This window comes from Nocardia arseniciresistens (genome assembly GCF_046764875.1).
Taxonomy (GTDB): Bacteria; Actinomycetota; Actinomycetes; order Mycobacteriales; family Mycobacteriaceae; genus Nocardia; species Nocardia arseniciresistens.
In genome coordinates, this window is the sequence record NZ_JBKORD010000018.1 from 87,592 (window position 1) to 113,767 (window position 26,176).

The following is a 26,176-nucleotide window of genomic DNA, read 5'->3' on the forward strand; positions in this document are numbered from 1 at the left end:
CGATCAGCTCCTGGAGGTCGTGACTCGGATGCCGCCGTAGCGGGAGGTGATTGTGGTGCGCAATGTGCTCGCACGGCGCTGAAAACCGATGTGGCCGGTAAAGGACTGCGCCTTCTCCTCGGGTATCCCGAAGGCCCCGAGCAGGATGGTCGGAAAGAACCGCTGCTGGGTGCCGTTCCAGTTCCACTCGTCCGCGCTGACCTCACGGTCCGGCATGACGTAGACGCAGGGCGGCGGTGCCTCGATCCCGCCGAAGGCCGCTGAGTTGGCGGCCTTCGGGCAGGGGCGTTGCCCGCGTCCGCAGAGCTGGTTGTGGAAGATCACGCCGTCGACGGTTCCGGGGAGCTCGCCGAAGAAGCGCTGGCGCAGGCGATTCACGCCTTTCGAGATGTGCTCTCCGGGTTCGTACCGCATGCTGTCGCACAGCCACCATAGATACGTCTCCTGCGCCCAGTCAGGCACTGACCAGCGGACGCTGTGGGCACCGTCGGGGCAACCCTTTTGGATGACGGCGACGTCGCCGTGCTCTTTGGTAGTCAACCGGTAAACAGTGTCGTCACCGTAGGTCGGTTTTTCGAGACCGACGATGTGTCCGTTCGCCAGCATTCCTTCAAAGAGCGTGCCTAGGAAAAGTCGTCTGTCGCCGACGCTGGCGCTCATGCTGCCGCGGATCCCCTCGATGGCAGCCGGCAGCGCCTCGCGATACTCCTGGGACGTGAGTCCATACCGTCCGAGGAGGTTCTCCTCGGACGACAGGTCAGTGATCAGGCGAGAAACGCTGTCGACGACGGCCGTTGGCGGTGCGCCCGCGTGTCGACACGGGGCGGCTTCCTCAGCGCCCATACCCATCCCCCTCCGTTTGGTCGGATATCCACGTGCGGCCGGTTCTGCCGAGCACCTCGTGCGTCGGCGCTGGGCCGAGTCCTCCGCCTGGGTAGCCCATCATTTGTATCACTCACATCATCTAAATCCGTTGAGACCCAGCTTTGATCGCTCAGGGTACCGGCGGGGGTGCGGCATGATTCCGACCCGTCAGTTCTCTATGAGGCCTTACTGATTCGCCGGCCTCGCGACCTTCGTTGCCCTCTTCCGCTCGGACCACAGGCGACGCGAAGATGCACGGCCAGTCCTAATGCCGGACCTTCCATCGCCGAAGGCTCGACACCGCACACCAAGGCAGCGCACCGCTAGGTACAACCGATGGTACGAGTTCGGTCGTCGGCCCTCCGCATGATCTCGGGAAGCGACGTAGGTTGTGTGGACGGGAATGCTGGGCACGAGAATTCGAGTGCTCGGCGAGCTCGCGGCGCGCATTCGCAGCCATGCCACCCACACGCCTGTCGCGGTCGTCTGAGCCACTTCTCGCCGCGTGCCTGTGTCGCATCCGCCGCACGGCGGGGCAGGAATGAAATCGCCTGCCCCACTACATAACTGGGGCACCAGATCGTCTGGCGGCCTACCAGCGCTGAATCGCGGCTCGCAGAGCAGGCACGGAGTCTTGACCGAATAGCCTCGCCGCGATGGCGATACACAGTAGGGACGCGGCTTGGGCGAGGATTGGCTCTGCGGAATTCACCATGTCGAACCCCGCGCGGTCGAGGCGGAGCACGCCGGCAGGGAGCTCGATGTCGGTCGCGGTGAGACCAGTCAGAACTGAATCGGCGAGATCCGTTGGCAGGCCTGCCGTGAAGGGGTGCCGCCATAGCCGACTGTGGCACGTCGGTTGCCCGTCAGCATCGAGCATTCCGAACGCTGCGACTCCTACCTCAAAGTCTGTGGTGGGGCCGGTTCCCGCGACGAACTCCGCCCCGAGCAGCGCACGCGGCGCGATACCGCCGAGGCGGCGTTGCACCTCGACCAGGATGCGCACATTCTCGTATCCGCCGCGTTGCGACGCAGGACTAGTTGCAGTAAGCATCCGCGCCGCCGGATACGCCGCGTCCGTGGCGTCCTCGTCAATGGCGGCGAGTCCGTGTCCCTCGACATCAATCACTATCATCGCGGCGGTAATCCGTTCATTTTTCGCCACCATGGGCCGAATTCTGGGTATTTGTTCGACCTCAGCCCGTCCTATGTAGTCGACGGCCTTGTCGATGCCGCGAACTTGGATTCGCGGCGAGTGGACTTCCGCATCATCGGTGAAAACAGTGTCGGCGTCCGCCCGGCGGTACTCGGGAATGGTCACACCAGCCGCAGACCTGCGCAAGGCTCGCGCAGTCGGGCATGATGGCCGGGACATGGCGTGACGAATTTCAGGGTTGGAGCAGAAAGGTGTGCACGAGGCGGCTATGAGGTTTATGAGTGACGAAATCGCCCGGATGTTTCGGGTATCTGTGACCGAGTCGCCGCGCGGGTGAGGGTGCCCAGAGCGTGGCAGGTGACGTCCGACGCGATGGGGGCTTCGTTTTCGCATACATACCAATACGGGCAGCAGGTTCAGATGCCACTGCCCGTATCCGAACTATCGGCCTTTATCATCTTGTCGTCGTTACGCTCGCGGACTGCGACGGCCGAACTCGGTCGATGACACCGGAATATCGATCCAACACTCCGATGATTCTCTCGAAATCACGTACCGAACGCTGACAAAACTCTCGATCAGCCCTAACTAAAAGATCCACAGCTTGTGCTTCGGTCGCCAGCCCGCGTCGTTCCTTCTCGGCCATTACTTGTGAAGGTACGAGCACCCAGTTTCGCCTCGTAGTGTCGAACAACCAATCGATCTCTCGATCGTCAGCGAACGCGGCTTGGTGCAACAGTTCAGCAACACGAGTCGGCCGCGGTTCAGGAAAGCGCCAGACAACAAGCGGCGGCACGGGAACGCCGCCATCATCGATACCGCCCGCATGGCGATACCACTCCAGGTCTCCGTACCGCTTCAATCGAGCAATAAAATCGCCAGAATTCATTCCCCTACCTTATTGATTGTAGCTTCAGAGCTATCGCGCATAGCAGTCTTTCGCCATTGCTCAATAGGGATGGGATTTAAGGCCGTACCACCGGTCATAGCTAGGCGACTCGCGAGCATGAGCTCAATATTTAAGACTTAATTCCAGAAATCGCAGCTAGGGCCTCGTTGATCGCATCTGGATAAAATCCTGTGCGGAACCGGGCCTCTTCACCACCAAGGGCCTCGAAAGCGGCTGTCAATAGATCAGGCCATAATTCAGCGACAGAGATGGGCATGTACCTCACAACATCGCCAGCCGAATCAACCCCGCCGGTCGCAGTCTCGGACCCATTCGGTCCGTAGGGGTCATCAAATTCCTCGTTGATGATGATGATCCGGACACGGGTCGGCGACGTTGTCTTGGAGGGTACTGATCGGGCAAATCTCTTCAGAAAGTCCCCATACTTCGGACTCCAACCTAGCCGAACCAAAGGTTCCTGTGGAAGGTTCGCCAGTTCTAATGTCAGCTGTCGAATCACCTTGAAATTTTCCGCCGTCACATCATACTCCCGGCGATATGCACCGACTGATTCGGGCATCGTAATAGGATCCTTTCCATCTATTCCAAGTCGTGGTCGAAGTACTCGCGCCCATCCTTAGGCGTCAATACCGTTCCCTTGCCATTGTCTTCGATAATAACGGCACCCTTTTCTGGATCCAAATATGCCACCCGCCCATTGTCCAGATATCTCTCCTCGGTTTGAACCTCGCCGTCGAGTACTTTTCGAACGTATTCAGCCAGATCCTTGGGAGCGACCCCTTCCACATAATGGGATCCATCTCCCTGCTGTGCTCGACCATTCGCATGGTCGGCGATCTTTTTCGCAATTTCTTGCGTGACCGGATCGTTTCCACCAAGAACTGCTGGCGTCGAAGGGTTGTCATCATCGATGAACACCTTCATGCCGATGATCGCGATGAGTTTCGCGGCATCAGTGAAGGTGGGGACCTTGTCGAACGCGGTGACCGTGAAAGCTGCCGCGCCCGCCACCGCTGCCGCGGTGCCGATTATTTTGATGAGTTTGCTGGCGTCGTAGGTGTTTTTGAGGACCCTCGCGGTGTTGCCAGCGATAGCTACGACGCCGATACCGGCGGCGACGTCGCTGAGAGCGGCGGTGATCCATGAGGCCGCGACTCCGACGACGACAGTCGTCCCGGCCGCTATCAGTGCGTTGGTGACCGCTGATTTGAACTTGTCGCGGACCTCGACAGTGGCGGTGTGGTACTCGCCGACGGGCAAGGCGAGATCGACCGACGCGGCGGCGAGATGAGTGGCGCCACCGTTGAGGGTGGTCAAATGCCCGAGGAGGGGATCAAGGCCCTTCTTGTCCTGAATGTCGTTGAACAGGTTGCTGATCTCGGTGATCCGACCGGCAGCGCCTTTGACGGTGGTGTGGTCGGCGAAGGTTTTCCAGGTGGACGCAGCCTTGCCGAGCTTGTCTTTATTGCCGTTGGGTAGTTTGCTTCCGAACTCGTCCTGGATCTTCTCGACCAGGGCGTCGTAGAAGCCGGGAATACCGCCGCCGCTTTCGATACCGTCACCGTTCTTGCCGACCGATGTCGGGATCGACACCTTGTACTCCGACATCACGGTCACGGTAGGGCGGTCGGGCATCGGGTCGGAGTTGTTGCTCAGCGCCCAGTTGTATCCGGCGGCGGAGAGCATGTACCCCATGTTGGTGAGAGCGTCGGCCAGATTCGTGCAGGTCTGCATCGTTTCCCCAGCGACGCGGTCATAAGTCTTGCCCCACTGCTCGCAGCCCGCCGTGTCGCCGGCCATGCCCGCGCACTCACCCTTGACCGCATCGTGGACCGGTTTGTCCGCGGCACGAAGATCAGTGGCCAGGGCGTGGCATTTCTTGGCGGCGTCGTAGTAAGTCTGCCAGTCGATGACCAGTACACCCATATTGTTCTATCCCCCGGAGAACATCTTGTAATTCGTGTCGACGGCGGTGGTGTAACGCGTGTGGGCTGCCTTGGCCGCGTCGCTGACATCCTTCACACCCTCGACGAATTCCCTTGCCCCAGACGCCCATTGAGCGTGGGCCTCGGTATATGCCTGGGCGGCAACACCTTCCCAACCGCTTCCGGTCAAAGTGGCTACCCGGTCATCGATCTCATCGAGATGCTCCCTGACGAACCCGGCCAAACCCGACAGGCGGGCCACGATCTCATCGAGATGGTCCAGATCGACCGAAAACCGGGAACTCACGGCAGATCCAAACTCGAAGAGTTCAATACCGCGGCGTTGCTCTCATCGCGGGCCTGGTAGGTGTCAGCGGTGACACCCAACTTTTCCGCCATACCGGTCAGGGCGGTCATGATCTGGGAGCCACCGTCACGGACTTCGGTCCACCCCTCGGAGAACTCGGCAGCCGCGTCACCGGTCCAGCTGCCATCGGTCAGCGAAGCGACATCCTTGGCCGCGGAGTCCAATGCCGATCGCAATGCCTCAGCCAATTCGTAGACGTACTTCCCGACCTCGCGCACCTTCTCGGGTACCACCGAGAGGTTCTGTCCAGAGGCTGGAGTCCCCCCATCACTCATGACGAGAAGCTTAACCGGTTCCATCAGCTGAGGTTCATGAAGCAGTGATGCTGCCAGGTCGTGCTCAGTCCGGGGATGATCCAGGTGGCAGTGTTCGCGGCGAAGTCCTCGGTGCGCTTGGCGGGTGCTGGTAGGTATGAGCAGTACTTCGTAGTGGCGAAAACGGATGTCCACGTGTGGAATCAGACGGGGTCTACCAGCGGGTGGTCGTTCGCTGACTCACCCGAATGCTTCGCGAGCCGCCGTGACCCCGGCGTCGTAGCTGTCGACAACCCGACCGCTTCCCGGTATGTATCTCGACCCGAGAGCCTCAGGATCGTAGGTCATGAAGACGACGTCGGGTCGGCCCTCGTTGTACTTGCGGTAGGTGTCATGGTCCCAACCCTCCGGAGCGAAACGGTCGTCCCAGGGAAGGCGGGCGGTGGGTGTGAATCCGCAGAAGGAGTACAGGTCGGGCAGGACGGTGTCGAAGCAGTTGAGGATCCGGCCGCCCTGCGACACTCGCACTCCGAGGAGTGCACTGGAGACGTGTGGGTAGTTGCCGTCCTTGTGAGCCCAGAGCGACATGAGTTCATCGCCCCGCAGCGCGCCACCGGCCTTGCCGTCGTCGGTGACGAACAACCGCATGTTCCGATACTCGTCGAGGCTGTGTACATTCACCGAGGCCGAATACCGGCTGCTGTCTTTCAGCGCTTGCATTTGCGCCTGAAAGTAGTCGGCATCGGCCGGGGCCAATTCGTAGACATCGGGTGTGCTCCGCCCATGTTTTCGTAGAAATTCGGAGTAGTCCTCCGGCAATGTGTGCCTTGCGATGGGCTGGATTTCGCGGTCACCAAAATTTAGAACCCGTAGAACTTCGCCATGTGGATTGCCTCGTCGGTCCACCTCTCCTCGATCAGGCGACGGTCCTGTTGGGGAAGTTCGGGACTCCACCCCATTGTCCGCCAGAATTCTTGGCGTTCGACTGAGGTCAACTCCGGTACCGGATCCGACATTTTGGATCTCCCTTCTTGTTTCGTGGTCCCTGTCAACGATATCGCTGACGCCCTTAAGCTTCCCGCCGGTCTCTCTGAGAGGTAGCTCGGCAGCTCTGGCCGCACCCTCTATGGCGGCGTTCACACCTTCGAGGAGCTCCTTCAACCACATGCTCGAGAAGTTCCTTCATCTGAACTGCTCGCAAAGCGCCACCGATCGCGCGATGCGAGTAGAAATGGTGCTGGCCAAGGCAATTCGGAATCAGTGCGAACAGGTCAGCGAGCCCTCCCACGTAACGAGCCGTGCCTGGACCATCGCCGGTCGACGGGATAGGTGCCCCCGATGCGAGTGCCGGTGCATGGTTACATCGATTTGAGCAAACACAAGTGTCAACATTCTCGGTCGGTATACGGTGGGAGGCGATCCTGCGTCGTACTGTCCCTGACGGTGCTCTTTCCGTCGAAAGTCAGCGGAAATAAAGCCGCGACGCCACCGATAGTTCGTTCCGAATCGTCCGTGGATCGCGGAGACGATAATAAGGATGAGCCAACCGACTGTCGATGATCCCGATCAGCGTGAATGCAATTGCCACGTCTATCGCCTGCAGGTAGTGGCAGACGGCAAATTCTCCGATGTATTCGGATAAGGTGATCGGTTCGGGAGGATCACATCGGGCACACCGCATTTGGGTTGGGCTCGGCTCGACCGGCGGCTTGTCCCGGAACAGGTGCAGCGCGCCGGATCTACAGACGGGTGTGCGCCGGTTCGATGGCCCCGTCGATGTAGCCGTGTTCGGCGGTGATCCACGAGGTGGAATCTTTGGTGCCGATGAGTATGTCGGTGTTGATCGCCCCTACACCGAACCCACGGCGCACCTGCCGTGAATGATCGACACCTGCGGCATATCCGGGCCGATAACTCCTCATCAGACGCCGATGCGATCGCGACGGCTCGGCTGATATCAGCGAGTCCGCCTGATCCAACTTTCACGGAACCGCGCAGCCAGCGACCCATGTGTCGCGAACAATTTCGTCGATGTTCGAATGCCTTGGTGACCAATTGATTTCGGTGAGCGCCTTTGACGGATTACTAACCAGGAAGGCGGGCTCATTAGCCGGTGGTCGGTGCTCTAACGTAATGCGATGGCCTGTCACGCGTTCGGCGGCGGCCACGACATCGAGGACGCTATTCCCGTGCCCGCTGCCGATGTTGTACCGCTGCACCACACCCGTAGTCGGGAAGTGCTCTATGCAGGCGACAAAGGCGCTGGCCGCGTCGGCAATGTGCAGATAGTCGCGAACCGCCGAACCATCCCCGTTCACTCCTAGTGGAGACTGCTTCGCGGCCGCCGCGAGCACCCGAGGCACCAGCCGCGTCGGGTCCGGGTCGATGCCGCCGGCGACGTTCAGCAACCTGACTATGACGGCAGAGAGCGCGCCGCCGTGGGTTTGCGCCTCAACAGCCAGTTCGGCGGCAAGCTTGCTGCTCGCATACGGGTGCGGTGGTGCGTCTGCGAGCTGTTCGGTCATCGGCTGGCGGTCAGAGGTTCCGTATATGGACGCCGTTGAGGCAAGAACAATTCTGGGTACATCAGCAGCAGCCATCGCATCGAGCAACGCGATCGTGCCAACGGTGTTCACGCGTAAGTATCGGAGCGGGTCGGCCACTGATTCGCGGGCCCGGCCGAGTCCGGCGAGATGGCAAACAGCATCGACGCCGACTACGGCTCGTCGAAGCCCGTCCTGGTCGAGCAGATCAGCGGCACGGATGTCCTCGGCCCAGGGAATCGCTGAACCGCGGGTATGGACCATCGCAACCGGGCGATGACCGGCCGCATGCAGCGCCGCGACAACCGCCCGTCCGATATAGCCAGCTGCCCCAGTGACAAGCACGCGCACACTCTCATCCTCTCACCGGGGCAGAAGCCAGGGCCCGTTGCTACCGCACGGCCGCAAAGCCGTCGGCGGATCGAGGCTCAGTCACCCGCAGTGCACTCCGAATTCCTCCCAGAGGTCGTCCTTGATGCGGCCTCCCCAGTCGATGCACTTGTCTTCCGCCTCGACCTTCGCATAAGCGAAGTCGGTAAATACGCGGTCGTCGTTCACGACCACCTGGGAGTGGTCCTTCGACTGCCGCACAGCGGCGCCCATCGATATCGGGGCGCCCGACTTGTCCCGCACGGTGACCACGCAGTTGGTCCTACCGTTGTAGGTAAGAAAGACCGTGCCGCCCTTCAGTTCATGTGAGTCGATCACCTTGAAGCCGTCGCCGCATTGGCCGGCATATGTTGCCGCGGACGCGGTGGCCGGGAGGAATACCGCCACCCCAGCAGTGATCCCGATTGCGGCCGCGCAGACGGCGATCGACTTTTTGGCGTTGATCAATGTATAACCTTTCCTCTTTCATGTGACATCTAGCTTTCGGCTTTACCCCGCGTGCTCGGCACCCAAACGCGGGCACCATTGCTGCTGCCGCGCCGAACCTACGGCGGCAATTGACGATCGCGTATTCTCGGCCTCTCAGATTTGGGAACCCTGTTCTGGCCGAGGCGTTCACAGAAGCCCTGTTCCGAAGTGTGGTCGGGTCGGACCGACGCCGCCTACTAGCCAATCGCGTTCGCGATCGAAGTCGCGAGTGGTGTTGCGTCGCAGGATTATCCGCAGACAGGTTTACAAAGCCTATGCGAGGTGTCGAACGAGCTGGGCCGGGTGGGTGAGTTGTGGATAGTGCCCGGCCTCAGCTGTCTCGGTGATTGATTGGTCGTGTGCGGGGTGGCCGAGCCCACAGTGACCTCGTTGGCGCGGGTGTCGAGAATGATGGACCGGCGTTACCCTGGCATACGAGATCGACGAGTCAGGGGTGTGGGCAGATGCGGCGGACGATGGCCATCGAAATCAGTCGGGCCGACCTCGCGGGTTATGAGCCGGTGGGGACTGTGGAGATGGTGCTGAGTCGGATCGGGCACGGTGACTTTCACGGCTCGATAGATGCAGTGGCGCGTGCTGCCGCTGGTGTCGGTGGTGATCATTTCTGGGTGGCGGACAGCGGTGGCGACCGCATAGTCGCGGTGGCGTGTCGGCGACGCAGTATGTCCAAGCGAGGTCGTTGCAAGTAGTTTGTGGGGATGCCACCCCCGATGGGATGCCGCGTCGCCTGCGACCCCCGGCCGATGTCGATCTCGCGCCCGTAGGGTCGTTCTAAGTCTCAGCGCCCGAGCGGGTTTCGGCGTGGGAGCGCGGACACGCCGGAGGGGATTTTTCCTGCGTTTTGCGGTGTCGTACTGTGTTCGCCAACGCACTGACCGGAGTGATCGACTACTCCGAATGCTCTTGTTCTCCCACCCCGGACCCCGGTGGATCAGATTGAATCCGACCGCAGATCATCATGGTATGGGATTGGATATGTAATGGGTGTTTTCAGGATCGCATCGCGGCTACTGGGCTCGAGTGAGGCGGGGGATTGGTTGAGATATTGGATGATTGGGTGATGCGGGATCGTACGTCCGCGCAGCGACTCGCGCTGGAATTCCCCGGGGTCTCGCCCGGCGTTATCAACGCGGCCATCGCTGGGGCCCGAGCGCAGCTGCGGCCCAATCTATCCGAATCGCTCGCCGAGATGACCGAATTAGTTGCGCGTCAGCGTATTCAGCTGATCGCCGGTTCGGTCGCCGACACTACCTCCGTCTGAGGCTGACGTCGGTGAGGCTGATCGCCGCGCGTGTGTGGCGTCAGGTGTCGAGGTGGTGGGCCGAACTCGACCCGCCGCTTTCGGCAAGCCGCGCCAGGCTGCGGCGGCAAGTCCGTCATGGACCGCCTGGACGGGCTCTGACCAGCAAGATCTGATGGTTGAACCGGCCGAGGGGCGGATGGCTCTGCGATTCGTTCTGTGGCACTGTTGGGTCGTGGGTCATCGATACTGGAAGGTAACCGCGGGAGTCTGTGCGTGGGGCATGCTGCTCTGCGGATGTGCGCATGGTTCGGCCGGTTCACAACAGAGCAGGCGGACCTCCAGTGCTGAGCCGGTGTCGTCGACCGGGTCGGCGTCGGCGGTTCCCATCGCCGACGATCGCGTCGTCGTGCTGGATCCGGGCCACAACGGCGGCAATGGCGCGCATCCCGAAGTGATCGGTCAGCTGGTGCAGGACGGGCGGGGTAGGACCAAGCCGTGCAACACGACCGGGACGTCGGCGAGCGACGGGTACGCCGAGCATGAGTTCAACTGGGATGTAGCGACATTGGTGCGTGATGCGCTCATCGTCCGTGGTATTCGTGTCGTGATGACTCGTGACGACGATGCCGGTGTCGGGCCGTGTATCGACGAGCGTGCCGCCATCGGAAACCGTAGTGGCGCGGCGGCTGTCGTATCTATTCACGCAGATGGCGCTGCCCCTGGCGCGCACGGATTTCACGTCGCCTACTCCTCGCCGCCGCTGAACCCAGCCCAGGGTGAGCCGTCGGTTCGGCTGGCAACGACGTTGCGCGACACCATGGTCGGGTCCGGTTTCGCCCCCTCGACCTATGTCGGCGCCGAGGGTCTGAACCCTCGCGGAGACCTGGCCGGTCTCAACTTCTCGGAACGTCCGGTGGCGCTGGTGGAATGCGGAAACATGCGCGACCCCGGCGACGCCGCCCTGCTCGAGTCACCCGACGGGCGAGCGAAACTCGCCGACGCCATCGCCGCGGCGATTACCACCTACCTCGGTTAGCGCCGGTCTGATCGGTTGGCGCCATGCTGATGGGATAGCGCCGAGCTGATCGGAAAACGCCGCGCGGAGCTGAATCATACTGACTCACAACCGATCTCAGTACGGCCCATCGACGGTACCGATCAGCGCAACGCCCCGGCAGCGGCAGCGGCGATCGCCACGGCTATGCCGCTGAGTGCGGGAGAGTCCAGCCGCCACTGTTGCCAGTACAACGGCACATCGATAAAGGCATCCCCATCGATCGCCACCAAGCGCCCCGCAGCCTCGTCGCCGCTGACTTGCAAGTCGGGGAGCATCCCCCACCCGAGCCCGAGCCGGACCGCCTCGGCGAAACCGGCCGACGACGGAAAGTAATGGCGCGGCGGGTCGATCGGTTGCCGACTCCGCCGTCGTAGCTGCCTGTCTTGAAGGTCGTCTTTGCGATCGAACAGCACGACAGGGGCCGCCGCGTAAGCCTTGGTGGTGGCTCCGCCGCCGAACCAGGTCTCGGCGAACTCCGGACTCGCCATCGGCCGGTATCGCATGGCGCCGAGCTTGTCGACCTTGCAACCCTGCACGGGCGCGGCGGTGGAGGTGATCGCGGCCATGACCGTGCCATCGCGGAGCAGTCGGGTGGTGTGTTCCTCGTCCTCGCGGTGGATCTCGAAGCACACCCCGGACGGAACTCTGGCCAAGGCGGGCATGACCCAGCTCTCCAGCGAATCGGCGTTGACCGCGATGGGTACCCGGACGGGTCGGCCGGTGGAGCGGCCGGAGTCACCGGCATCCTGGGCGGTGCCACCCAACTCCTGAGATGTATCCCCGGCGAGCAGTTCGATCTGCCTGGCCAGCCGCAGCACCGCGAGCCCGGACTCGGTGGCGCGTACGGGTTTGGTGCGCTGTAGCAGGATCCGTCCCGCCGCATCCTCGAGCGCCTTGATGCGCTGGCTGATCGCCGAGGGCGTGACCCGCAGGCTGCGCGCGGCAGCGTCGAAGGTGCCTTCGGTGACCGCCGCGTTGAGTGCCCGGAGCTGATCGAGTTGTAGGTCCATTAAGAAATCGTAAAGGTACATGAAAATCTTTAGCTGGTCTTGTCTATTTCCCGCGCCTAACGTCGGTGGATGTGACGGCTTCATCCGCTGCTCTCGCAGCCATTTCTGGACTCGGTTTCGGGCTATCGCTGATCGTGGCGATCGGTGCGCAGAATGCGTTCGTGCTGCGACAGGGGCTGCGCGGTGAGCATGTGTTCGCGGTCGTCGCGGTGTGCGCTGTATCGGATGTGGTGCTGATCGCCGCTGGTATCGGCGGTTTCGGGATGGTCGTCACCTCGGTGCCCGCGGTGGTGGTCATCGCGCGCTACGCGGGTGCGGCTTTCCTGGCTGGCTATGCGGCGATCGCCGCGCGCCGGGCATTCTCGGCAGGGGCACTCAACGCGGCAACCACCGGCGCTTCAGTAGCGCTCGGCGCCACCGTCGCCACCTGTCTGGCGCTGACCTGGCTGAACCCACACGTCTACCTGGACACCGTGGTCCTGCTCGGTTCCTTCGCCAGCACCTACGCCGCCCCGGACCGCTGGTTCCTCGGCGTCGGCGCGATGCTCGGCAGCGTCATCTGGTTCACCGCACTCGGCTACGGCGCCCGACTGCTCGGCCCGATGTTCGCCCGCCCTATGGCGTGGCGAGTCTTGGATTCGGTCATCGCGCTGGTAATGGTCGGCCTGGCCTTGGGACTGGTACTCACCGGTTGATCCGGGCAGCGAACGATTTTCTGGTAGTCGCCGACACGGTGCAGTCGCAGAACTCGATCGTGCTCGGGCCGTGACATGGGTCACTGAATTGTTGCGGGCTCGTTCTGTTCATGCTGAGGTAACGGCGTTACGCTAACTGCGTTAAACCTACGGGCAATCGAACAAGGGGAGTTGCTCATGCTCGTTCGGATCGCACATCTGGCCACCCGGCACCCGCGCACGATACTGGCCGCGGCGGCACTGCTCGCGGTGCTCTGCGGGATATTCGGCGCCTCGGTGACCTCGCATATGAAGACTGGCGGCTTTACCTCCAGCGACGCCGAGTCGACGCGGACATCGCGGCTGATCGCCGATAATTTCGGCGGAGCCGAACCCAATCTCATCCTGCTGGTCAGTAGCGAAGAAGGCGCTGACAGCCCGGCCGCGCGGGCCGTGGGCGCCAGGCTGGTCGAAAACCTGCGTGCTCGCGGTGACGTGATCGGGGTCCAGTCCTACTGGAACGTGCCGCAGCCGCTCGCCGCCGCGCTGCGCAGCAAGGACAGCAAGAGCGCGTTGGTGCTCGGCTACATCACCGGCGAGGAGACCGCGGCCCAGAAGGTGGCGGGCGAAATCGCCGAGCAGCTCACCGGGACCACCGATGGCGTCACCGTCGATCAGGGCGGCCTGAGCTCGGTCTATCACGATGTCAACGAACAGATCACCCACGATCTCGCCGTCGCCGAGGGTGTGGCGATTCCGCTGTCGTTCATCGTGCTCGTGCTGGTGTTCGGCAGCCTGGTCGCCGCGCTGCTGCCACTGGCCGTCGGCATCTTCGCGATCCTCACCACGCTGGCGATCCTGCGCACGCTGACGGTGTTCACCGATGTGTCGATCTTCGCGCTGAACATGACGACGGCACTCGGGCTCGCCCTCGCGATCGACTACAGCCTGTTCATCGTGAGCCGCTACCGCGAGGAGCTCGCGAACGGTTTGGACGTGGAAGCGGCGGTGGTCCGTGCCGTCCAAACCGCGGGGCGCACAGTGCTCTACTCGGCGCTGACCGTCGCGCTGTCGGTGGCCGCGCTCGGTGTGTTCAACCTGTACTTCCTGAAATCCTTTGCCTACGCCGGAGTCGCGGTCGTCGCCGCGGCAGCGGCGGCCTCGATCCTGATCCTGCCCGCCGTATTGATGGTGCTCGGACAGCGGGTGAACGCGGCCGATCTCCGTAAGCCGTTGGGGCGCTTGCTCGGCCGGGCTCCACGCGCCGATCTCGCACCCGAGCAGACGTTCTGGTACCGGACGGTGAGCCGGGTGATGCGGCATGCCGCACCGGTCGCCATCGCGATCATCGTGCTGTTACTGGCGATCGGATCGCCGTTCCTTTCGGTGAAATTCGGCTATCCGGATGATCGAGTGCTCAATGCCAACGCGACCGCGACCAGTCGCGAGGTCGGCGATGCGCTGCGCAACGACTTCAGCGCCAATGCGGCCACCAACACCACGATCGTGCTCGACGGATACCACGGCAACCCCGCCGCGCTCGGTGACTATGCCGCCGGACTGTCGAAGGTGCCGGGCGTGGCCGGTGTCCTCTCCGGGGTCGGCGTGTACTCCGGCGGTGCGAAGGTATCTGTAGGCCCGCCGACGATGTTGAACGACACCGGCGCATTCCTTACTGTCGCAACGACGGTCGATCCCTTCACCTCGGCCGGAAAGACGCAATTGGCGCAGCTGCGCGCCGTCCCGAGTCCGGCCCCCGCGCTCTTCGGTGGTGCCGCGGCGACCAATGTCGATGCGCTCGGCGCGCTCGGCTCTCGGCTCCCGCTGGCCGGTGCGCTGATCGTGCTCGCCACCTTCATCGTGCTGTTCCTGTTCACCGGAAGTGTGCTGCTTCCGCTGAAAGCGCTTGCCCTCAACACTCTTTCGCTGACGGCCGCATTCGGGGCGATGGTCTGGATCTTCCAGGAAGGGCACCTGTCGAGTCTGCTCGGCAGCTCCGCGACGGGGTATCTGGTGCCGACGATGCCGATCCTGATGTTCTGCCTCGCCTTCGGTATGTCCATGGACTACGAGGTGTTCCTGCTCTCGCGTATCCGTGAGGAATGGCTGGCTTCGGGCCGCACCGCGGCCGACAACGTGCGCGCGGTGGCGATCGGCGTCGCGCGTACCGGCCGAATCTTCACCGCCGCAGCGCTGTTGATGGCCATCGTGATGGCCGCAATGGTCACCTCGAAGGTATCGTTCATCCAGATGATGGGTCTTGGTCTGACTTTGACAGTCCTCGCGGACGCGACACTGATCCGCGGCCTGCTCGCGCCCGCGCTCATGCGGCTGATGGGCACGGCGAACTGGTGGGCGCCCGCGCCATTGGCCCGACTGCACGCCAAGATCGGGCTGAGCGAAGAGTCCGCCGTCTCCGATTCCGACGAGCCCGCACTGGCAGGTCGCCGATGACCTTTGCCCGCAGGCAGCGGTCGGCACGCGGCTCCGGGCAGGAGTTGCGTGCCGAAATCCTGAGCGCCGCCAAGGAATTGCTCGCGCGCACCGGCAGTGTCGAGGCAGTATCGATTCGCGAAGTCAGCAAGATAGTCGGCGTCAGCGCGCCCTCGATCTACCGGCACTTCGCGGACAAGGATCAACTCATCGATGCCGTGGTCGCCCAGGTCTTCGAGGACCTGGAGGCGGTGATGCGCGCCGCAGGCGACCCGAACGACTCGCCGATGGAGCGCCTGCGTAGGCAGGGGCTTGCCTACGTCCGCTTCGCCATCGAGCATCCCGAGCAGTATCGGCTGGCCACCGCTCCCGGCGAGAGCGCGGGTGCGATCGACCAGGTGCTCGGCAGCGGCGCCTTCACACATTTCGCCGCCGCGGTCAGTGCGTGCATGGCCGCGGGGCTGATGGAACCGGGTGACCCGATTCCGGTGGTGCTGGAACTGTGGTCGAGCGCGCATGGCATCGCCTCGCTGCTGATCGCGAAACCGTATCTGCCGTGGGGTGATCTGGAGGCGGTCGCCGACCGGGTGCTGCGCGCGGCCTGCGTTGGTCGTGTGGTGATCGACAACGTCCTCGGCCCCGACGTGACGCCGGAGGAGCTCACCCGATGGGTGGTCCAACAGCGTCAGCATCGCTGATCACGCCGTCAGTCTATGGTCGCAGGCACCCGCCCCGACTCGATCGCGGCGAGTAGGGCTCGATGGTCGGCGATCGTCTGATCGGCGTAGGCGAGGGCGAACTCGCCCATGGCACGGTCGAAAGCGTCGCCGGTACCGAGATAGGCGGCGATGGCGATGCGATCGCCCGAACGGGCGTGGGCGCGCGCCAGGGTATGTCCACACAAGGCCGAGTACCGGCGCAACGCGGTGCGGGACATGTCATCGATGACCGCGGAGCCCTTCATGTCTCGTAACTGCCGCAGGTAATAGTTGCGTCCGTCGGGGCCGGTGGCCCAGCCGAGAAAGATATCGCCGGAGGCCTGAATCAGCCGCTGCCCGTTGACGACTCGGTGCCCGTGGTGGCGGAACCTGCTGCGCTTGGTGTGCGGTGCGAGCACCGATTGCTCTGCCTCCTTGACCTGCAGGAACAACGGGTTGCCGGTCTGCTGGCCCGCGAGCAGCACAATGAAGCAGCGGGTACCGACGCTGCCGACCCCGACCACCTTGCGTGCTATATCCAGCACCCGGTGTCGTTCCAGCAGCACCCGGCGTTCCTCGGCAAGTGTCCGACGGTAATCGGCGAACACATGGTCGAGCGCCAGCGAATCCACCTTCTCGATCGGCGTGAGCAGCGGTGGTCGACTGCGGATACGGGGAATGCCGTCGGGCCCGGCCTCGGTGAGTTTGCCGAGGGCCTGGAGGCTGGTATTCGACTTGGCCTGGGTGAGCGCCTTCTCGACGCCCTTGCGGTGCTTGGGCTTTGCCACCAGCGCCGCCACCTGCTCGGCATCGACCTGCTCGTACCAGACGCTGAGCTCGTCGAGTCCGGAGAGGCGGTTCATGGACTCGCGGTAGGAGCGCGCGGCGGCCTCGGCGGATTGCCGCGCGTCGGCATCGTCGCCGCTGTTGGCGCGCGCGGCCACCGCGATACTGGCGACCAGCCGCTTGACGTCCCACTCGAAGGGACCGGGCAGGGTCTCGTCGAAGTCGTTGAGGTCGAATACCAGCGCGCGTTCCGGCGAGGCGAAAAGCCCGAAATTGGACAGGTGCGCGTCACCGCAGAGCTGCACGGTCAGCCCGGTATTCGGGGAGCAGGCCAGATCGGCGGCCATGATCGCGGGCGCACCACGCAGGAAGGGAAACTGTGCCGCCGCCATTCGGGCGTAGCGAATGGGGACGAGCTCCGGAACCCGGGTGGCGGCCTGTTGTTCGAGCACCGAAATCGGGTCGACACGGTCGTGGGCGGCCGCCCAGCTGCCGAGCGCGGAACGGGGGACCCGCTGCCGCGCCGCCCGCCCGATATCGGCAGCAGCCTGCGCGGTCGTCGCGATCGTTGGGTCCGACATCCGTTAAGTCTCGCCCGTCCGATCTGCTGCCGCAACCATTCGGCAATCAGCTGGCGCGTCGGACCGCCGTGATGTGCGTGCGGTCGGCCGAACGCACCTCGATGGAGCGACCTGCCCGGGGCAGACTATCGGGCGGGAACGATCGGTGTGTTTCCGCCAGGACCCGGTGCGGGCGGAACCAATGCGCCGGCAGGGGTGTTCGAGGTCGGCGCGGGCCTTGCGGGCGGTGGAGCCAGTATCGACATCGGTAGTGGTGGTGGCGCGACGGCGGGCCCTCGCCCGGGTCGTGCCGCGGCGCCATCACATGCGGGATCTGTTGTCGCGGTCAGAGTTTCGCCGCATCCCGCCGCCGGAGCGGCCGGGACGATCGGTTCCGCATAGGCGGTCGCGGCGGCAGCGACGAGGGATACCGCCGCGCCCGCCGGTGCGATCCAGCGGCGCCATCCACGCATTCGGATCACAGCCATATCGGATCCCCGTAGACCGCGACCGAATTGTCGGCGGTGGTTGTGGATATCGAGACGATCGCGAACGAGCGCAGACTGACCGCACCGGCACACGCATCGATCTTGATCTGCACCTGGTCGACGGAAATCGAACCGTGCGGTCCACCAAGCGTTTTCGTCCCCAGCGTGATGCTGCTGATGGTGCCGGGCTTGATCGTCGCCGAAATGCTCGGCAGCGCGAGCGCGCTGCCGCCGACCGCGACGCTGGGTTGCGGGATCACGGTCACCATCGCGTTCGGGCCGATCGCCGCCGAAAGTCCGAGGGACAGACCATTGGACACATCGGCCTGACAGCCGATCTGATACCCCAGCTGTACTGTTCCTGAATTCACCGCCGCCTTGCCTTCGCCGCTGATGTCGGCCGCCGCCGACAAGCTGACGAAACCCTCACGGGAAAAAGGCGTAGCGGCCAGATTGGGCACGTGCTGAACGTCTTCCGCGGTCTTGCTTATCCGCAGATCCCAGCCGTCTTCGGTGCCGATAGAGCGGGATTTGTCTGCCAGTTGATCAGCGGTCGCGGTGGCGGCGGTCATGCCGACTGCCGCCGCCGCAGCGATGCTCAGCATCGCTATGGTCGAGCCCTTCAATGATCGAATCCTTAGCGCTAGTCACAGTCGGACGTCATAGTACGGGCTCGGCTCCGCAACTCAGTATCGGACGGCTGACCCATTGCCTGGTATTCGCTGCCGTGGCGGCGGTTAATCGGCAACCAAATGGTTCTGTCCCCGTCCGTGTTCGCGTTGGCGACGGATCACGTAGCGGCCCGGTGCTATCGCGCTGGCGCCGTGCTCCGGGTGAATGAGGTAGGCGAACGCCGAAGCCTCGAGCATGCCGATCGCTAAACCGGTGGTGTCGCGAATGAATCTGTTCCAGCGGCAGGTTCGATCGTCGGCGACCAGTGCATGGGGATTACCGCCCGCCGCGCTGCGCAGCAGTTCCAGTCCGCCGGTGGGGACATCGTGCCAGTAATGGCCGTGGCTGAGCTCTGTGACGGCGTGCTCGACGAGCGCGAAGGGGATGACGATCAGGTCGCCTTGGGCCTGGATGCCATCGGTGACAGGGGTGGTCAGTTCGCGCTCGAGATGGTCGAGCACTTCCAACCCGGTGCGGGCGGTGAGATCGGCGAGGGTGCGGGTAGCGGTCGATGAAGAAGTCATGAATCACCTTGGGAGAAGTCAGGTTCGGCGGACGAGCTGCGCGTACTGCGCGCCGCTCAGTCCATAGGTCCATCCGGCGGCATCCACCGGGTTGTCGATCCAATACGGGACATCGAGCCCGTAGCGGCGGCGTTGGCCGTCGCGCTCGACCGAGCCGTTCACCGCGAGCAACACTCGACTGCCGCGGCCCCACTCCGATGGCGAATCGTAGAGTTGCAGCGCCGAGCCGGGATTGCCGGGATCATCGGCCTCGCCGACGAGTGTGAGCTGGGCCTGGTCGAGGTAGGCGTCCCAGCCGAGTCGCTCGATGGCGCAGCGGCGGATCTCGATATTGCGTTCGTTGCCGATGCGTTCGGCGGTCGGGTCGAGCACAACCCACTCGGGGACGATGGTCCCGTGGTGCACGAAGACCTCTGTGCCGTCGAGGAAACCGAGGGCGGGCCCGTCGGATTGGTGGAGTCTTTGTTCGTTGTGGCGGCTGTTCGGGGTCGGTTCGGTGTGCAAGGTGGTGGGCCGCTCCGCCATGACACATACCTGGCCGAGGGCCCACCACCATCCGGTCGACTGTGCCAGCGCGGATTGCACATCGAGCAATGCCAGATCGTCGTGGCGGAAGGCGGCAATGCCTGCACGCCGGAATGCGTCGTAGTAACCGATGCGATGGGCTTCCTGCTGGCCGTACCAAGGTATGCCCAGCGCGTCGCGCGCGGCGTGTGGCACCAGCGTGCGCACGGCCGTCGCGACACCGTCGAACAGCGTGGTCCGCAGTGAATTACGCACCGCCACATCGAGAATCACCTCGATGCGTGCCCCGTTGCGCGCCAATGCCTCGGCCGACTGGATTCGGATTTGCGCCATGCGGAGCTGATCTCTCCAGGGATCGTGCCCCGGCCCGATGCGTGCGTCCATGCGATATCGCGATGCGGATAGCAAGGCCGCGATCCGACCCGAGGGTGGCAGCCGGTGCGCTGCCCGTGGCCACCACGATTCGGGGTCGAGTCCGAGTTCCGCTGCCGCATGTGGTGCTGCGGAAGGTGAAGGGACCCATACGAATTCGGGTTCTGGCGCGCCGACCAACCGATACAGCTCGGTAACGGCGGCTTCCGTGGTGGGTCGATCGGAGGGTTCGGTGCAAAGCCCGTGCCGAACCCATTCGTCACGCAGGCTGATTGCCGAGACGATGTGTTCGGATGGTGGGATTGTGCTACCGAGGAAGGATGTGCGGCGTTGCGCCGCGGGCAGAGTGGACACGGCGCTCACCTGATGGTGGTGGTGTCAGCCTTTCCTGTGGTCATGGTTACCGATGGTGGCACGGGTGCGGCGGTCGCGCAACTGTCGCTCGGCGTGCGCCCGATGCGGTGTTGTCCGCGCAACGGCCTCTGACCAGGAATGTGGTGGTCCCGATCAGTGGCCGAAACTGCTTGTAAGACAGGCGTATCACTCAAGGCTTTGCTGATCTGCCGGGTATCGCGGCCAGGCACAGCGCGCCGAAGGCTAGGACGGCGGCGACGGTTCGCACCGCATGGGAGATCTGCCAGCGGTCGCGGACGCTTGCCCAGTCGGTGGGTGGCATCGACACGATCCAATCGCGTTGATCGGCGTTGATCGGCAAGTTGACGATCACGGTGAGGATTAGTACACCGGCGAGCAGGGCGAACGCCACGATGGGCAACCATCGGGCGAACCCCTTGTTTCGGAAGGTGATCGCGATGACGATCGCGGTGGCTACGAGCGTGGGCAGCAGCGTCACCGTGGCGAGCACATCGAGACCGACCAGCTCGATGTGCCGCATCTGGGTGTAGACGATGCCGTCGACGTCGCGCATCGAGAGTTCCAATACCAGCACCGCGACCAGGAATCCCGCGAAGATACCGCCGAACAGCAGCCCGGCGAGGCGGGCGAGGCGGAGCACTGTCGGATTTCGAAGGGGGCTCTCGATGGTTTCGGTGGCAGGGAGCATGGCGACATCCATTCTTCGAGTTCCATAACGTAGGGAACTCATACTAGATGCCCGATGGTGGTCAGATGATATGAGTTACGTAACATCTTGCGTACCCACGCCAGGTCGCTCGGTGTCAGGCCAGCATGCCGATAAGCAGGACGAGCAGACCCGCACTGATCATCCGGCGGCGTGCCTGCGCGGCCGCGGCCTCGCGGAGCACGGCGGCGGCGCGGACACCGGGGACGGCGGAATGGGACGTTTCGGCTCGGCCAGGCACTCCTCGACGAGGACATCGGCGAGCTCGTCATCGAGGTGCACCGCGGACGCCAGATATCGCGTGGCCTCATCGGCTGGGTCGATCACCGGAATGCCCACGTCGGTCCCCCCCACCGCGAATTCGAGATCGGAGGCGCCGACGGCATCCGACATTGGTTGAAACCCCTTGAGGTGCAGAGGGCATCAAGGTCATCGCGGCTCCACGTCCGAAGTCGGGAGTTTCGCCGACAGGCCGGATTCGATGGCACCCGGCGCACCAGTAGCCGAGTTCGCGGCCGTTGCGCAGCGTGCCGTCACGCGGTGACAGCATCCGGCCCGGTTACCGTGGCCAGGTGATCTTGCTCGTCATCGGATTGTGTTTGCTGGGTGTCTTCGCGCTGCGGTTCCGAAAGGATCGACGGCGACTGAGCAATGGCAGCTATCTACTACTCGGGCTGATATTCACAGGTGTATGGCTGGCCGATTCGGGCGCACAGGGTGAGTTGCCCGTCGAGTTGCTCGGGCTGCTTATAGTGCTCTCGCCGCTGCTGGTGCTGGTGCTGTCGGGGTTATTTGTTCTCAATGGTGCGCTCATGGTGCGGCGCGAGGGCTTGCGCGCGGCGAATTTGCTGTCGATGGGGCTCGGCATCGCCCTGCTCGTGCCGTATGTGCTGCTGGTCGCGGCGATTGTCACCGAGCATCCGTGGCTTGTCGTTGTCTTCGCGTCACTGGTCACGGTGATCAGTTACCTGAGCTTCGTGTTCCTCAATTTTCTGCTGTACTCGCTGTTTTACGGCCGGCTGCCGTACAAGCGGGGCATGGACGCGATCGTGGTGCACGGTTCCGGACTGATCGGAGCGGGGGTGCCGCCACTGCTGGCGAGTCGGCTCGATCGGGCAATCCAGGTCTACCGCGCCGAGGTCGCCTCGGGGCGCCATCCGCTGCTGATCACCAGTGGCGGAAAGGGATCCGACGAAGCGGTCTCCGAAGCGTCCGCGATGGCGGGCTATCTCGTCGATAAAGGCGTGCCCGCCGACAGCATCGTGCAGGAAGGCCGATCGACAACTACCCACGAAAACCTGCTCTACACCAAGGAACTCTTGGGTGCGCGCGGTACGTCTACCCGAATGGTGTTGGTTACCAGTAACTTCCATATCCTGCGGACGGCCATTCTGGCGCGCGGCCTGCATCTGGACGCCGAGGTCGTCGGTGCCCCGACGGCGTTCTACTTCTGGCCGAGTGCCATGTTGCGGGAGTTCGTCGCGATCTTGGTCGAAAGCAAATGGGTCAACATCACCGCGTGTATCGCGCTGGCGGCGCTACCGGTGATCGCCGCGCTGGCGAGCGGCTTTCATACCCGGTAGCGCCCAGCGTGCTCAGAAGCTCTTGTGCGGGACGCCTACGGTGAGGCCGCCGTCGATGATGAATTCGGCGCCCGTCGAATACGAGGACTCGTCGCTGGCCAGGAAGGTCACCAGCGCCGAAACCTCAGCGGGTTCGGCGGCGCGGCCCATCGGGATCTGCAGGAAGTCGGCGGGAATGCCCTCGGTCATCGGGGTGCGGATCAGGCCAGGGTGTACCGAATTCACTCGAATTCCGTACTGCGCCAACTCGAGTGCGGTGGATTTGGTGAGGCCGCGGACGGCGAATTTGCTGGCCGTGTAGCCGTGCAGGCCTGGGCTGCCGCGCATGCCTTCCACCGAGGAGATATTGATGATCGACCCGCCGCCGGCTTCGGTCATCGCGGGGGTGGCGGCCTGCATGCCGAGGAAAGTGCCGGTGAGATTGATGTCGATGATCCGCTGCCATTCCGACAGCTCGAAGTCGACGAGCAGGTTGCCGTTGACGATGCCCGCATTGTTCACCAGGACATTCAGCGCACCGAAGCGATCGACCGCTGCGGAGACCGCGTCGCGCCAATGCTGCGGCTCGCGGACGTCCAGGTGGACGTAGGCGGCATTGTCGCCGAGTTCCTCGGCGAGCGCGGCGCCTTCTTCGTCGAGAATGTCACCGAGCACCACCCGCGCGTCCTCGGCGATCAGGGCCTTGGCGTGTGCCGCGCCCATGCCGCGCGCCCCGCCACTGATCAACGCCACCTTGCCGGTCAACCGCGCCATCGCGGCACCTCCATTTCTCGTTCTGTTGCCGAACACCGTCAACTTACTGGAACGCGTTGCAGAAATGTGCTCGATAACTCTATGGCATCATCGATGTAGAACGCGTTCTAATTCTGTCCGATGTGAACCCTGCCGCAGGAGGCTCACGATGACGAACCCGAACCGCGGTGCGGCGATGGCGATGCGACGGTTCGGCCGGCGCGCCGGGGTGCCCGATATTGCCGAAGTGCCCGGCGGGCGGCTGGTGGAACTGCCAGGACGTGGCCGCACCTATGTGGTCGACATTCCGGGGCCCGAGGGCGCGCCGACGCTGGTGTTGCTGCACGCCACGGCCTGCACCGGGTATCTCACCTGGTTTCCCGCGCTCGATGCGCTCGCCGAACGATTCCGGGTGATCGTGTTCGACCAGCGCTGGCACGGCCGCGGTATTCGTTCGGAACGGTTCTCGGTCGAGGATTGCGCCGACGATGTTGTCGCGGTGCTCGACGCGGTGGGCGTCGAGCAGGCGATGTGCGCCGGGTACTCCCTCGGCGGCGTCGTCGGATTGCTTGCCGCGCACCGGCATCCGGATCGGGTGAGTGGTCTGGTGCTGTGTGCCACGCCGTATCGCTTCCAGGAGAAGCTCCGTGAGCGGGCCTTCCATCAGACCTTCGGCGCACTGGCCGATGCGTTCGGGCCCTATGCTTTTCAGCGTGCGGAGTTGCATCACGGACGGCTGCCGGAACTACCGGAACACACCTGGGCGCCGGGCCGGTTCGAACGGTGGGCGTTGACGGAGTTTCGCAGCACAAGTGGCTGGGCACTCGCGCAAGTCATCGCCGAGGTCGGTCGATTCGACTCCAGCCTTTGGCTTTCCACGCTGACGATGCCGACGGCTGTCGTCGTAACCACCCGTGACCGGGCGATACCCGTCTATCGGCAGTTGGAGATGGCGACCATGATTCCCGACGCGAGCATTCATCTTGTCAAGGGCGGCCACGCGTCCTGCGTGCTGAGCGCCGACCGGTTCGTGCCGGTACTGCTGGAGGCCGTCGCCGCTGTCGCTGCACGAGTGACGTCGGGCCGGGCCAGGTCAGGAGAGTGATTTCCACATCGGCCACGCGGGGAGACTGCACCCCGCTGGGCGGGGGATAGGCGTCGCCGCCGATGCCCTGTGAGCCGGGTTGGCAACCCCTGTTCGGCGGCGATGGCGAACAGGGCGGCGGTGGATCAGCTCAGGGCGCGTGCCGCGGCGAGCAGTTCGTCGACCACATTCGGAACGGCCTCGGCGAGTGCTTCGATATCGGGCACCAACTCTTTGCACGCGATGAAGCCGAAATCCAGGTCATCGTTATTGGACAGCACGGTGACCGTCAGTCCCGCGCCGTGGAAGACCGGGCCGAACGGATACATGCCGTCCACGCGAACGCCGAGGAAATACAGCGGCATCGGTGGGCCGGGAACATTGGAGACCACCAGGTTGTGCACCACCGGGTGGCGTTCGGCCAGCTTCAGCGACGAGTAGACGCGGGCCGCGAGCTGAAAGGTGTTCGGCGGTGCGTACTTCGACCAGTCCTGTAGGAAGTCTGCGCCGATGAGCTCGTACTCGTCCTTGGCCCCCCGGTTGAACTCGGCCACTTGCCGCAGGCGTTCCGCGGGATCGGCGATGTCGGTGCCGAGGCGCGAGAACATTGTGGAGACCTTGTTGATGCCATCGGTGTGGCGGGAGTCGTCGTGTGTCGAGACCGGCACCGAGGCGATCAACGAGCGGTCGGGTAGTTCGTCGTGCTTCTCCAAGTACGCGCGCAGCACCCCGGCGACGACGGTCAGCACGACGTCGTTGACCTTGACCCCGAACGCTGTCTTGATCTCCTTGATGGCATCGAGATTCGTCTCGGTGAACGCGACCGCGCGATGCGGGGTGATGGCCCGATTGAACGGGGTTCGCGGCGCGGTCAACGGTAAGGCCATGCCCGCCTTGTTCTCCCGGCGTCGCTGCACGAACCCGGCCACCATGCCGAGGGTCTTCGGCATCATGCCGACGAGCCCCAGCTTGTTCGGGAGGTTGACAAGCGCTTCGGCGGCCAGTTTCCAATCGCTCGGCTCCGCCTCGGGCCGCCATTGCTCGGCCGGTTCCTGCGGTGACGACCCGGGTTCCAGATCGCACAGGTGCATCATCATGCTGGTTCCGGTGACGCCGTCCACCGCCGCGTGGTGGTATTTGCAGATCACCGCGATCTTGTCGCCGTCGAAGCCCTCGACCACGTTCATCTGCCATAGTGGACGGTCGCGATCCATCGGCCTGCTCGCGATGTCGCCGACGAGTCCGGCCAGTTGCTCGCGCCCGCCGGGGCTCGGTATGCCGATGCGGCGAATGTGATAGTCCAGGTCGAAATTCGCGTCCTCCACCCAGACCGGATGGTCGAGATTGAAGGGCACCTCGTGTACCCGCCGCCGCATCTGCGGGACCAGCGGTAGCCGTCTGCCGAGTTCTGCCTTAAATGTGTCGAATGAGTACTGCGTGCCTCCTGCGGCGGGATCCAGGATCAACAGTGCACACACGTGCAGGTGCTGGGTCCCGGTCTCGAGATACAGGAAGCTGGCATCCAATCCGGTTAGTCGTTCCATAGCAAAACCCTACTAGAACGCGTTCTAGTTTTCTGGGCATTGGGAGGGAGGTCGATCACAGTCTAGTTCTCGATTGTTAAGCGGGCTAACGATGTTGGGATATCGGATGCCACGGGAGTGTTCGCCGGTCGATTGGCGCGTTGTGGCGCTCTCGATTCCTAGCGCTGACCGGGTACGCATTGTGTGTTACCCGCGGTTCTAGATATGTGTAT

The 26,176-nt window shown here is 63.6% G+C and carries 29 protein-coding genes; 8 read left to right on the plus strand and 21 right to left on the minus strand.

All coding sequences use genetic code 11. From position 1 onward, the window contains the following. Window positions 1-3 precede the first annotated feature (3 nt). The gene (locus ACLMAJ_RS29800) at window positions 4-843 is read right to left on the minus strand and encodes a hypothetical protein (protein ID WP_412017175.1); all 840 of its coding nucleotides are present in this window, start codon (window positions 841-843) and stop codon (window positions 4-6) included. 880 nt (window positions 844-1,723) lie between these two features. Between ACLMAJ_RS29800 and ACLMAJ_RS29805 the strand changes: the two genes are divergently transcribed. Then, on the plus strand, window positions 1,724-2,227 hold the full coding sequence (locus tag ACLMAJ_RS29805; RefSeq protein WP_412017176.1) for a hypothetical protein: 504 nt from the start codon (window positions 1,724-1,726) through the stop codon (window positions 2,225-2,227). A gap of 247 nt (window positions 2,228-2,474) precedes the next feature. On the opposite strand, the gene ACLMAJ_RS29810 is transcribed toward ACLMAJ_RS29805, so the two are convergent. From ACLMAJ_RS29810 to ACLMAJ_RS29855, 10 genes are all read right to left on the minus strand, one after another. After that, window positions 2,475-2,909 carry a hypothetical protein gene (locus ACLMAJ_RS29810; protein WP_412017177.1) on the minus strand — a complete coding sequence of 145 codons (435 nt, stop codon included), beginning with the start codon at window positions 2,907-2,909 and terminating at the stop codon, window positions 2,475-2,477. 130 nt (window positions 2,910-3,039) lie between these two features. Further along, on the minus strand, window positions 3,040-3,489 hold the full coding sequence (locus tag ACLMAJ_RS29815; RefSeq protein WP_412017178.1) for a hypothetical protein: 450 nt from the start codon (window positions 3,487-3,489) through the stop codon (window positions 3,040-3,042). A gap of 20 nt (window positions 3,490-3,509) precedes the next feature. Then, complete coding sequence (locus tag ACLMAJ_RS29820; RefSeq protein ID WP_412017179.1) at window positions 3,510-4,856, minus strand: hypothetical protein; 1,347 nt, start codon at window positions 4,854-4,856, stop codon at window positions 3,510-3,512. Between the two features lie 6 nt (window positions 4,857-4,862). After that, window positions 4,863-5,162 (minus strand): WXG100 family type VII secretion target, encoded by a 300-nt coding sequence (locus ACLMAJ_RS29825; RefSeq protein ID WP_412017180.1) that lies wholly within the window; start codon window positions 5,160-5,162, stop codon window positions 4,863-4,865. Continuing rightward, on the minus strand, window positions 5,159-5,497 hold the full coding sequence (locus tag ACLMAJ_RS29830; protein WP_412017181.1) for an ESX-1 secretion-associated protein: 339 nt from the start codon (window positions 5,495-5,497) through the stop codon (window positions 5,159-5,161). The genes ACLMAJ_RS29825 and ACLMAJ_RS29830 overlap by 4 nt, the downstream gene beginning before the upstream one ends. Window positions 5,498-5,716: 219 nt before the next feature. Beyond that, complete coding sequence (locus tag ACLMAJ_RS29835) at window positions 5,717-6,295, minus strand: hypothetical protein (RefSeq protein WP_412017182.1); 579 nt, start codon at window positions 6,293-6,295, stop codon at window positions 5,717-5,719. Window positions 6,296-6,336: 41 nt separating this feature from the next. Then, window positions 6,337-6,492 (minus strand): hypothetical protein, encoded by a 156-nt coding sequence (locus ACLMAJ_RS29840; RefSeq protein ID WP_412017183.1) that lies wholly within the window; start codon window positions 6,490-6,492, stop codon window positions 6,337-6,339. Between the two features lie 723 nt (window positions 6,493-7,215). Next, entirely contained in the window at window positions 7,216-7,398 is a 183-nt protein-coding gene (locus ACLMAJ_RS29845; protein WP_412017184.1) for a hypothetical protein, read from the minus strand. A gap of 60 nt (window positions 7,399-7,458) precedes the next feature. Next, entirely contained in the window at window positions 7,459-8,370 is a 912-nt protein-coding gene (locus ACLMAJ_RS29850) for an NAD-dependent epimerase/dehydratase family protein (RefSeq protein ID WP_412017185.1), read from the minus strand. 81 nt (window positions 8,371-8,451) lie between these two features. After that, complete coding sequence (locus ACLMAJ_RS29855) at window positions 8,452-8,856, minus strand: spore-associated protein A (RefSeq protein ID WP_412017186.1); 405 nt, start codon at window positions 8,854-8,856, stop codon at window positions 8,452-8,454. A 1,102-nt stretch (window positions 8,857-9,958) separates the two neighbouring features. On the opposite strand from ACLMAJ_RS29855, the gene ACLMAJ_RS29860 reads away from it, so the two are divergent. Both ACLMAJ_RS29860 and ACLMAJ_RS29865 read left to right on the plus strand, forming a co-directional pair. Continuing rightward, window positions 9,959-10,159: a hypothetical protein gene (locus ACLMAJ_RS29860; protein WP_412017187.1), complete on the plus strand. Its 201-nt coding sequence runs from the start codon at window positions 9,959-9,961 to the stop codon at window positions 10,157-10,159. 262 nt (window positions 10,160-10,421) lie between these two features. Further along, window positions 10,422-11,177, plus strand: a complete 756-nt coding sequence (locus ACLMAJ_RS29865; protein WP_412017298.1) for an N-acetylmuramoyl-L-alanine amidase — start codon at window positions 10,422-10,424, stop codon at window positions 11,175-11,177. A 122-nt stretch (window positions 11,178-11,299) separates the two neighbouring features. On the opposite strand, the gene ACLMAJ_RS29870 is transcribed toward ACLMAJ_RS29865, so the two are convergent. Then, window positions 11,300-12,208 (minus strand): LysR family transcriptional regulator ArgP, encoded by a 909-nt coding sequence (locus tag ACLMAJ_RS29870; RefSeq protein ID WP_412017188.1) that lies wholly within the window; start codon window positions 12,206-12,208, stop codon window positions 11,300-11,302. A gap of 71 nt (window positions 12,209-12,279) precedes the next feature. On the opposite strand from ACLMAJ_RS29870, the gene ACLMAJ_RS29875 reads away from it, so the two are divergent. The 3 genes from ACLMAJ_RS29875 (at window position 12,280) to ACLMAJ_RS29885 (ending at window position 16,013) form a co-directional block, all read left to right on the plus strand. Next, window positions 12,280-12,903 (plus strand): LysE/ArgO family amino acid transporter, encoded by a 624-nt coding sequence (locus ACLMAJ_RS29875; protein WP_412017189.1) that lies wholly within the window; start codon window positions 12,280-12,282, stop codon window positions 12,901-12,903. Between the two features lie 177 nt (window positions 12,904-13,080). Next, a complete protein-coding gene (locus tag ACLMAJ_RS29880; RefSeq protein ID WP_412017190.1) occupies window positions 13,081-15,336 on the plus strand; it encodes an MMPL family transporter in 2,256 nt (751 codons plus the stop codon). Beyond that, a complete protein-coding gene (locus ACLMAJ_RS29885) occupies window positions 15,333-16,013 on the plus strand; it encodes a TetR/AcrR family transcriptional regulator (RefSeq protein ID WP_412017191.1) in 681 nt (226 codons plus the stop codon). Before ACLMAJ_RS29880 ends, ACLMAJ_RS29885 begins: the two co-directional genes overlap by 4 nt. An 8-nt stretch (window positions 16,014-16,021) precedes the next feature. On the opposite strand, the gene ACLMAJ_RS29890 is transcribed toward ACLMAJ_RS29885, so the two are convergent. The 7 genes from ACLMAJ_RS29890 to ACLMAJ_RS29920 form a co-directional block, all read right to left on the minus strand. Beyond that, window positions 16,022-17,380, minus strand: coding sequence for a DUF2252 domain-containing protein (locus ACLMAJ_RS29890; protein ID WP_412017192.1), 1,359 nt, complete (start codon window positions 17,378-17,380; stop codon window positions 16,022-16,024). 125 nt (window positions 17,381-17,505) lie between these two features. Continuing rightward, window positions 17,506-17,847, minus strand: a complete 342-nt coding sequence (locus tag ACLMAJ_RS29895; protein WP_412017193.1) for a hypothetical protein — start codon at window positions 17,845-17,847, stop codon at window positions 17,506-17,508. Continuing rightward, window positions 17,838-18,473 carry an MspA family porin gene (locus tag ACLMAJ_RS29900; protein WP_412017194.1) on the minus strand — a complete coding sequence of 212 codons (636 nt, stop codon included), beginning with the start codon at window positions 18,471-18,473 and terminating at the stop codon, window positions 17,838-17,840. Before ACLMAJ_RS29900 ends, ACLMAJ_RS29895 begins: the two co-directional genes overlap by 10 nt. Window positions 18,474-18,584: 111 nt before the next feature. Then, entirely contained in the window at window positions 18,585-19,043 is a 459-nt protein-coding gene (locus tag ACLMAJ_RS29905) for a hypothetical protein (protein WP_412017195.1), read from the minus strand. 18 nt (window positions 19,044-19,061) lie between these two features. Beyond that, window positions 19,062-20,303, minus strand: coding sequence for a DUF6745 domain-containing protein (locus ACLMAJ_RS29910; protein WP_412017196.1), 1,242 nt, complete (start codon window positions 20,301-20,303; stop codon window positions 19,062-19,064). Between the two features lie 181 nt (window positions 20,304-20,484). Next, the gene (locus ACLMAJ_RS29915) at window positions 20,485-21,003 is read right to left on the minus strand and encodes an anthrone oxygenase family protein (protein WP_412017197.1); all 519 of its coding nucleotides are present in this window, start codon (window positions 21,001-21,003) and stop codon (window positions 20,485-20,487) included. A 159-nt stretch (window positions 21,004-21,162) separates the two neighbouring features. Beyond that, a complete protein-coding gene (locus ACLMAJ_RS29920; protein ID WP_412017198.1) occupies window positions 21,163-21,414 on the minus strand; it encodes a hypothetical protein in 252 nt (83 codons plus the stop codon). A gap of 179 nt (window positions 21,415-21,593) precedes the next feature. On the opposite strand from ACLMAJ_RS29920, the gene ACLMAJ_RS29925 reads away from it, so the two are divergent. Then, entirely contained in the window at window positions 21,594-22,604 is a 1,011-nt protein-coding gene (locus ACLMAJ_RS29925; protein WP_412017199.1) for a YdcF family protein, read from the plus strand. A 12-nt stretch (window positions 22,605-22,616) separates the two neighbouring features. Here ACLMAJ_RS29925 and ACLMAJ_RS29930 read toward each other — a convergent pair whose 3' ends face one another. After that, window positions 22,617-23,357 (minus strand): glucose 1-dehydrogenase, encoded by a 741-nt coding sequence (locus tag ACLMAJ_RS29930; RefSeq protein ID WP_412017200.1) that lies wholly within the window; start codon window positions 23,355-23,357, stop codon window positions 22,617-22,619. Between the two features lie 148 nt (window positions 23,358-23,505). On the opposite strand from ACLMAJ_RS29930, the gene ACLMAJ_RS29935 reads away from it, so the two are divergent. Further along, window positions 23,506-24,441, plus strand: a complete 936-nt coding sequence (locus ACLMAJ_RS29935; protein WP_412017201.1) for an alpha/beta fold hydrolase — start codon at window positions 23,506-23,508, stop codon at window positions 24,439-24,441. Window positions 24,442-24,566: 125 nt separating this feature from the next. On the opposite strand, the gene ACLMAJ_RS29940 is transcribed toward ACLMAJ_RS29935, so the two are convergent. After that, window positions 24,567-25,964, minus strand: a complete 1,398-nt coding sequence (locus ACLMAJ_RS29940) for a WS/DGAT/MGAT family O-acyltransferase (RefSeq protein ID WP_412017202.1) — start codon at window positions 25,962-25,964, stop codon at window positions 24,567-24,569. Window positions 25,965-26,176: the final 212 nt, after the last annotated feature.

Coding starts and splice junctions, on each gene's coding strand:
- ACLMAJ_RS29800 (WP_412017175.1), bottom strand. CDS start 843: ATGGGCGCTGAGGAAGCCGCCCCGTGTCGACACGCGGGCGCACCGCCA.
- ACLMAJ_RS29810 (WP_412017177.1), bottom strand. CDS start 2,909: ATGAATTCTGGCGATTTTATTGCTCGATTGAAGCGGTACGGAGACCTG.
- ACLMAJ_RS29815 (WP_412017178.1), bottom strand. CDS start 3,489: ATGCCCGAATCAGTCGGTGCATATCGCCGGGAGTATGATGTGACGGCG.
- ACLMAJ_RS29820 (WP_412017179.1), bottom strand. CDS start 4,856: ATGGGTGTACTGGTCATCGACTGGCAGACTTACTACGACGCCGCCAAG.
- ACLMAJ_RS29830 (WP_412017181.1), bottom strand. CDS start 5,497: ATGAGTGATGGGGGGACTCCAGCCTCTGGACAGAACCTCTCGGTGGTA.
- ACLMAJ_RS29840 (WP_412017183.1), bottom strand. CDS start 6,492: ATGTCGGATCCGGTACCGGAGTTGACCTCAGTCGAACGCCAAGAATTC.
- ACLMAJ_RS29845 (WP_412017184.1), bottom strand. CDS start 7,398: ATGAGGAGTTATCGGCCCGGATATGCCGCAGGTGTCGATCATTCACGG.
- ACLMAJ_RS29860 (WP_412017187.1), top strand. CDS start 9,959: ATGCGGGATCGTACGTCCGCGCAGCGACTCGCGCTGGAATTCCCCGGG.
- ACLMAJ_RS29865 (WP_412017298.1), top strand. CDS start 10,422: ATGCTGCTCTGCGGATGTGCGCATGGTTCGGCCGGTTCACAACAGAGC.
- ACLMAJ_RS29870 (WP_412017188.1), bottom strand. CDS start 12,208: ATGGACCTACAACTCGATCAGCTCCGGGCACTCAACGCGGCGGTCACC.
- ACLMAJ_RS29880 (WP_412017190.1), top strand. CDS start 13,081: ATGCTCGTTCGGATCGCACATCTGGCCACCCGGCACCCGCGCACGATA.
- ACLMAJ_RS29885 (WP_412017191.1), top strand. CDS start 15,333: ATGACCTTTGCCCGCAGGCAGCGGTCGGCACGCGGCTCCGGGCAGGAG.
- ACLMAJ_RS29890 (WP_412017192.1), bottom strand. CDS start 17,380: ATGTCGGACCCAACGATCGCGACGACCGCGCAGGCTGCTGCCGATATC.
- ACLMAJ_RS29895 (WP_412017193.1), bottom strand. CDS start 17,847: ATGGCTGTGATCCGAATGCGTGGATGGCGCCGCTGGATCGCACCGGCG.
- ACLMAJ_RS29905 (WP_412017195.1), bottom strand. CDS start 19,043: ATGACTTCTTCATCGACCGCTACCCGCACCCTCGCCGATCTCACCGCC.
- ACLMAJ_RS29915 (WP_412017197.1), bottom strand. CDS start 21,003: ATGCTCCCTGCCACCGAAACCATCGAGAGCCCCCTTCGAAATCCGACA.
- ACLMAJ_RS29920 (WP_412017198.1), bottom strand. CDS start 21,414: ATGTCGGATGCCGTCGGCGCCTCCGATCTCGAATTCGCGGTGGGGGGG.
- ACLMAJ_RS29930 (WP_412017200.1), bottom strand. CDS start 23,357: ATGGCGCGGTTGACCGGCAAGGTGGCGTTGATCAGTGGCGGGGCGCGC.
- ACLMAJ_RS29935 (WP_412017201.1), top strand. CDS start 23,506: ATGACGAACCCGAACCGCGGTGCGGCGATGGCGATGCGACGGTTCGGC.
- ACLMAJ_RS29940 (WP_412017202.1), bottom strand. CDS start 25,964: ATGGAACGACTAACCGGATTGGATGCCAGCTTCCTGTATCTCGAGACC.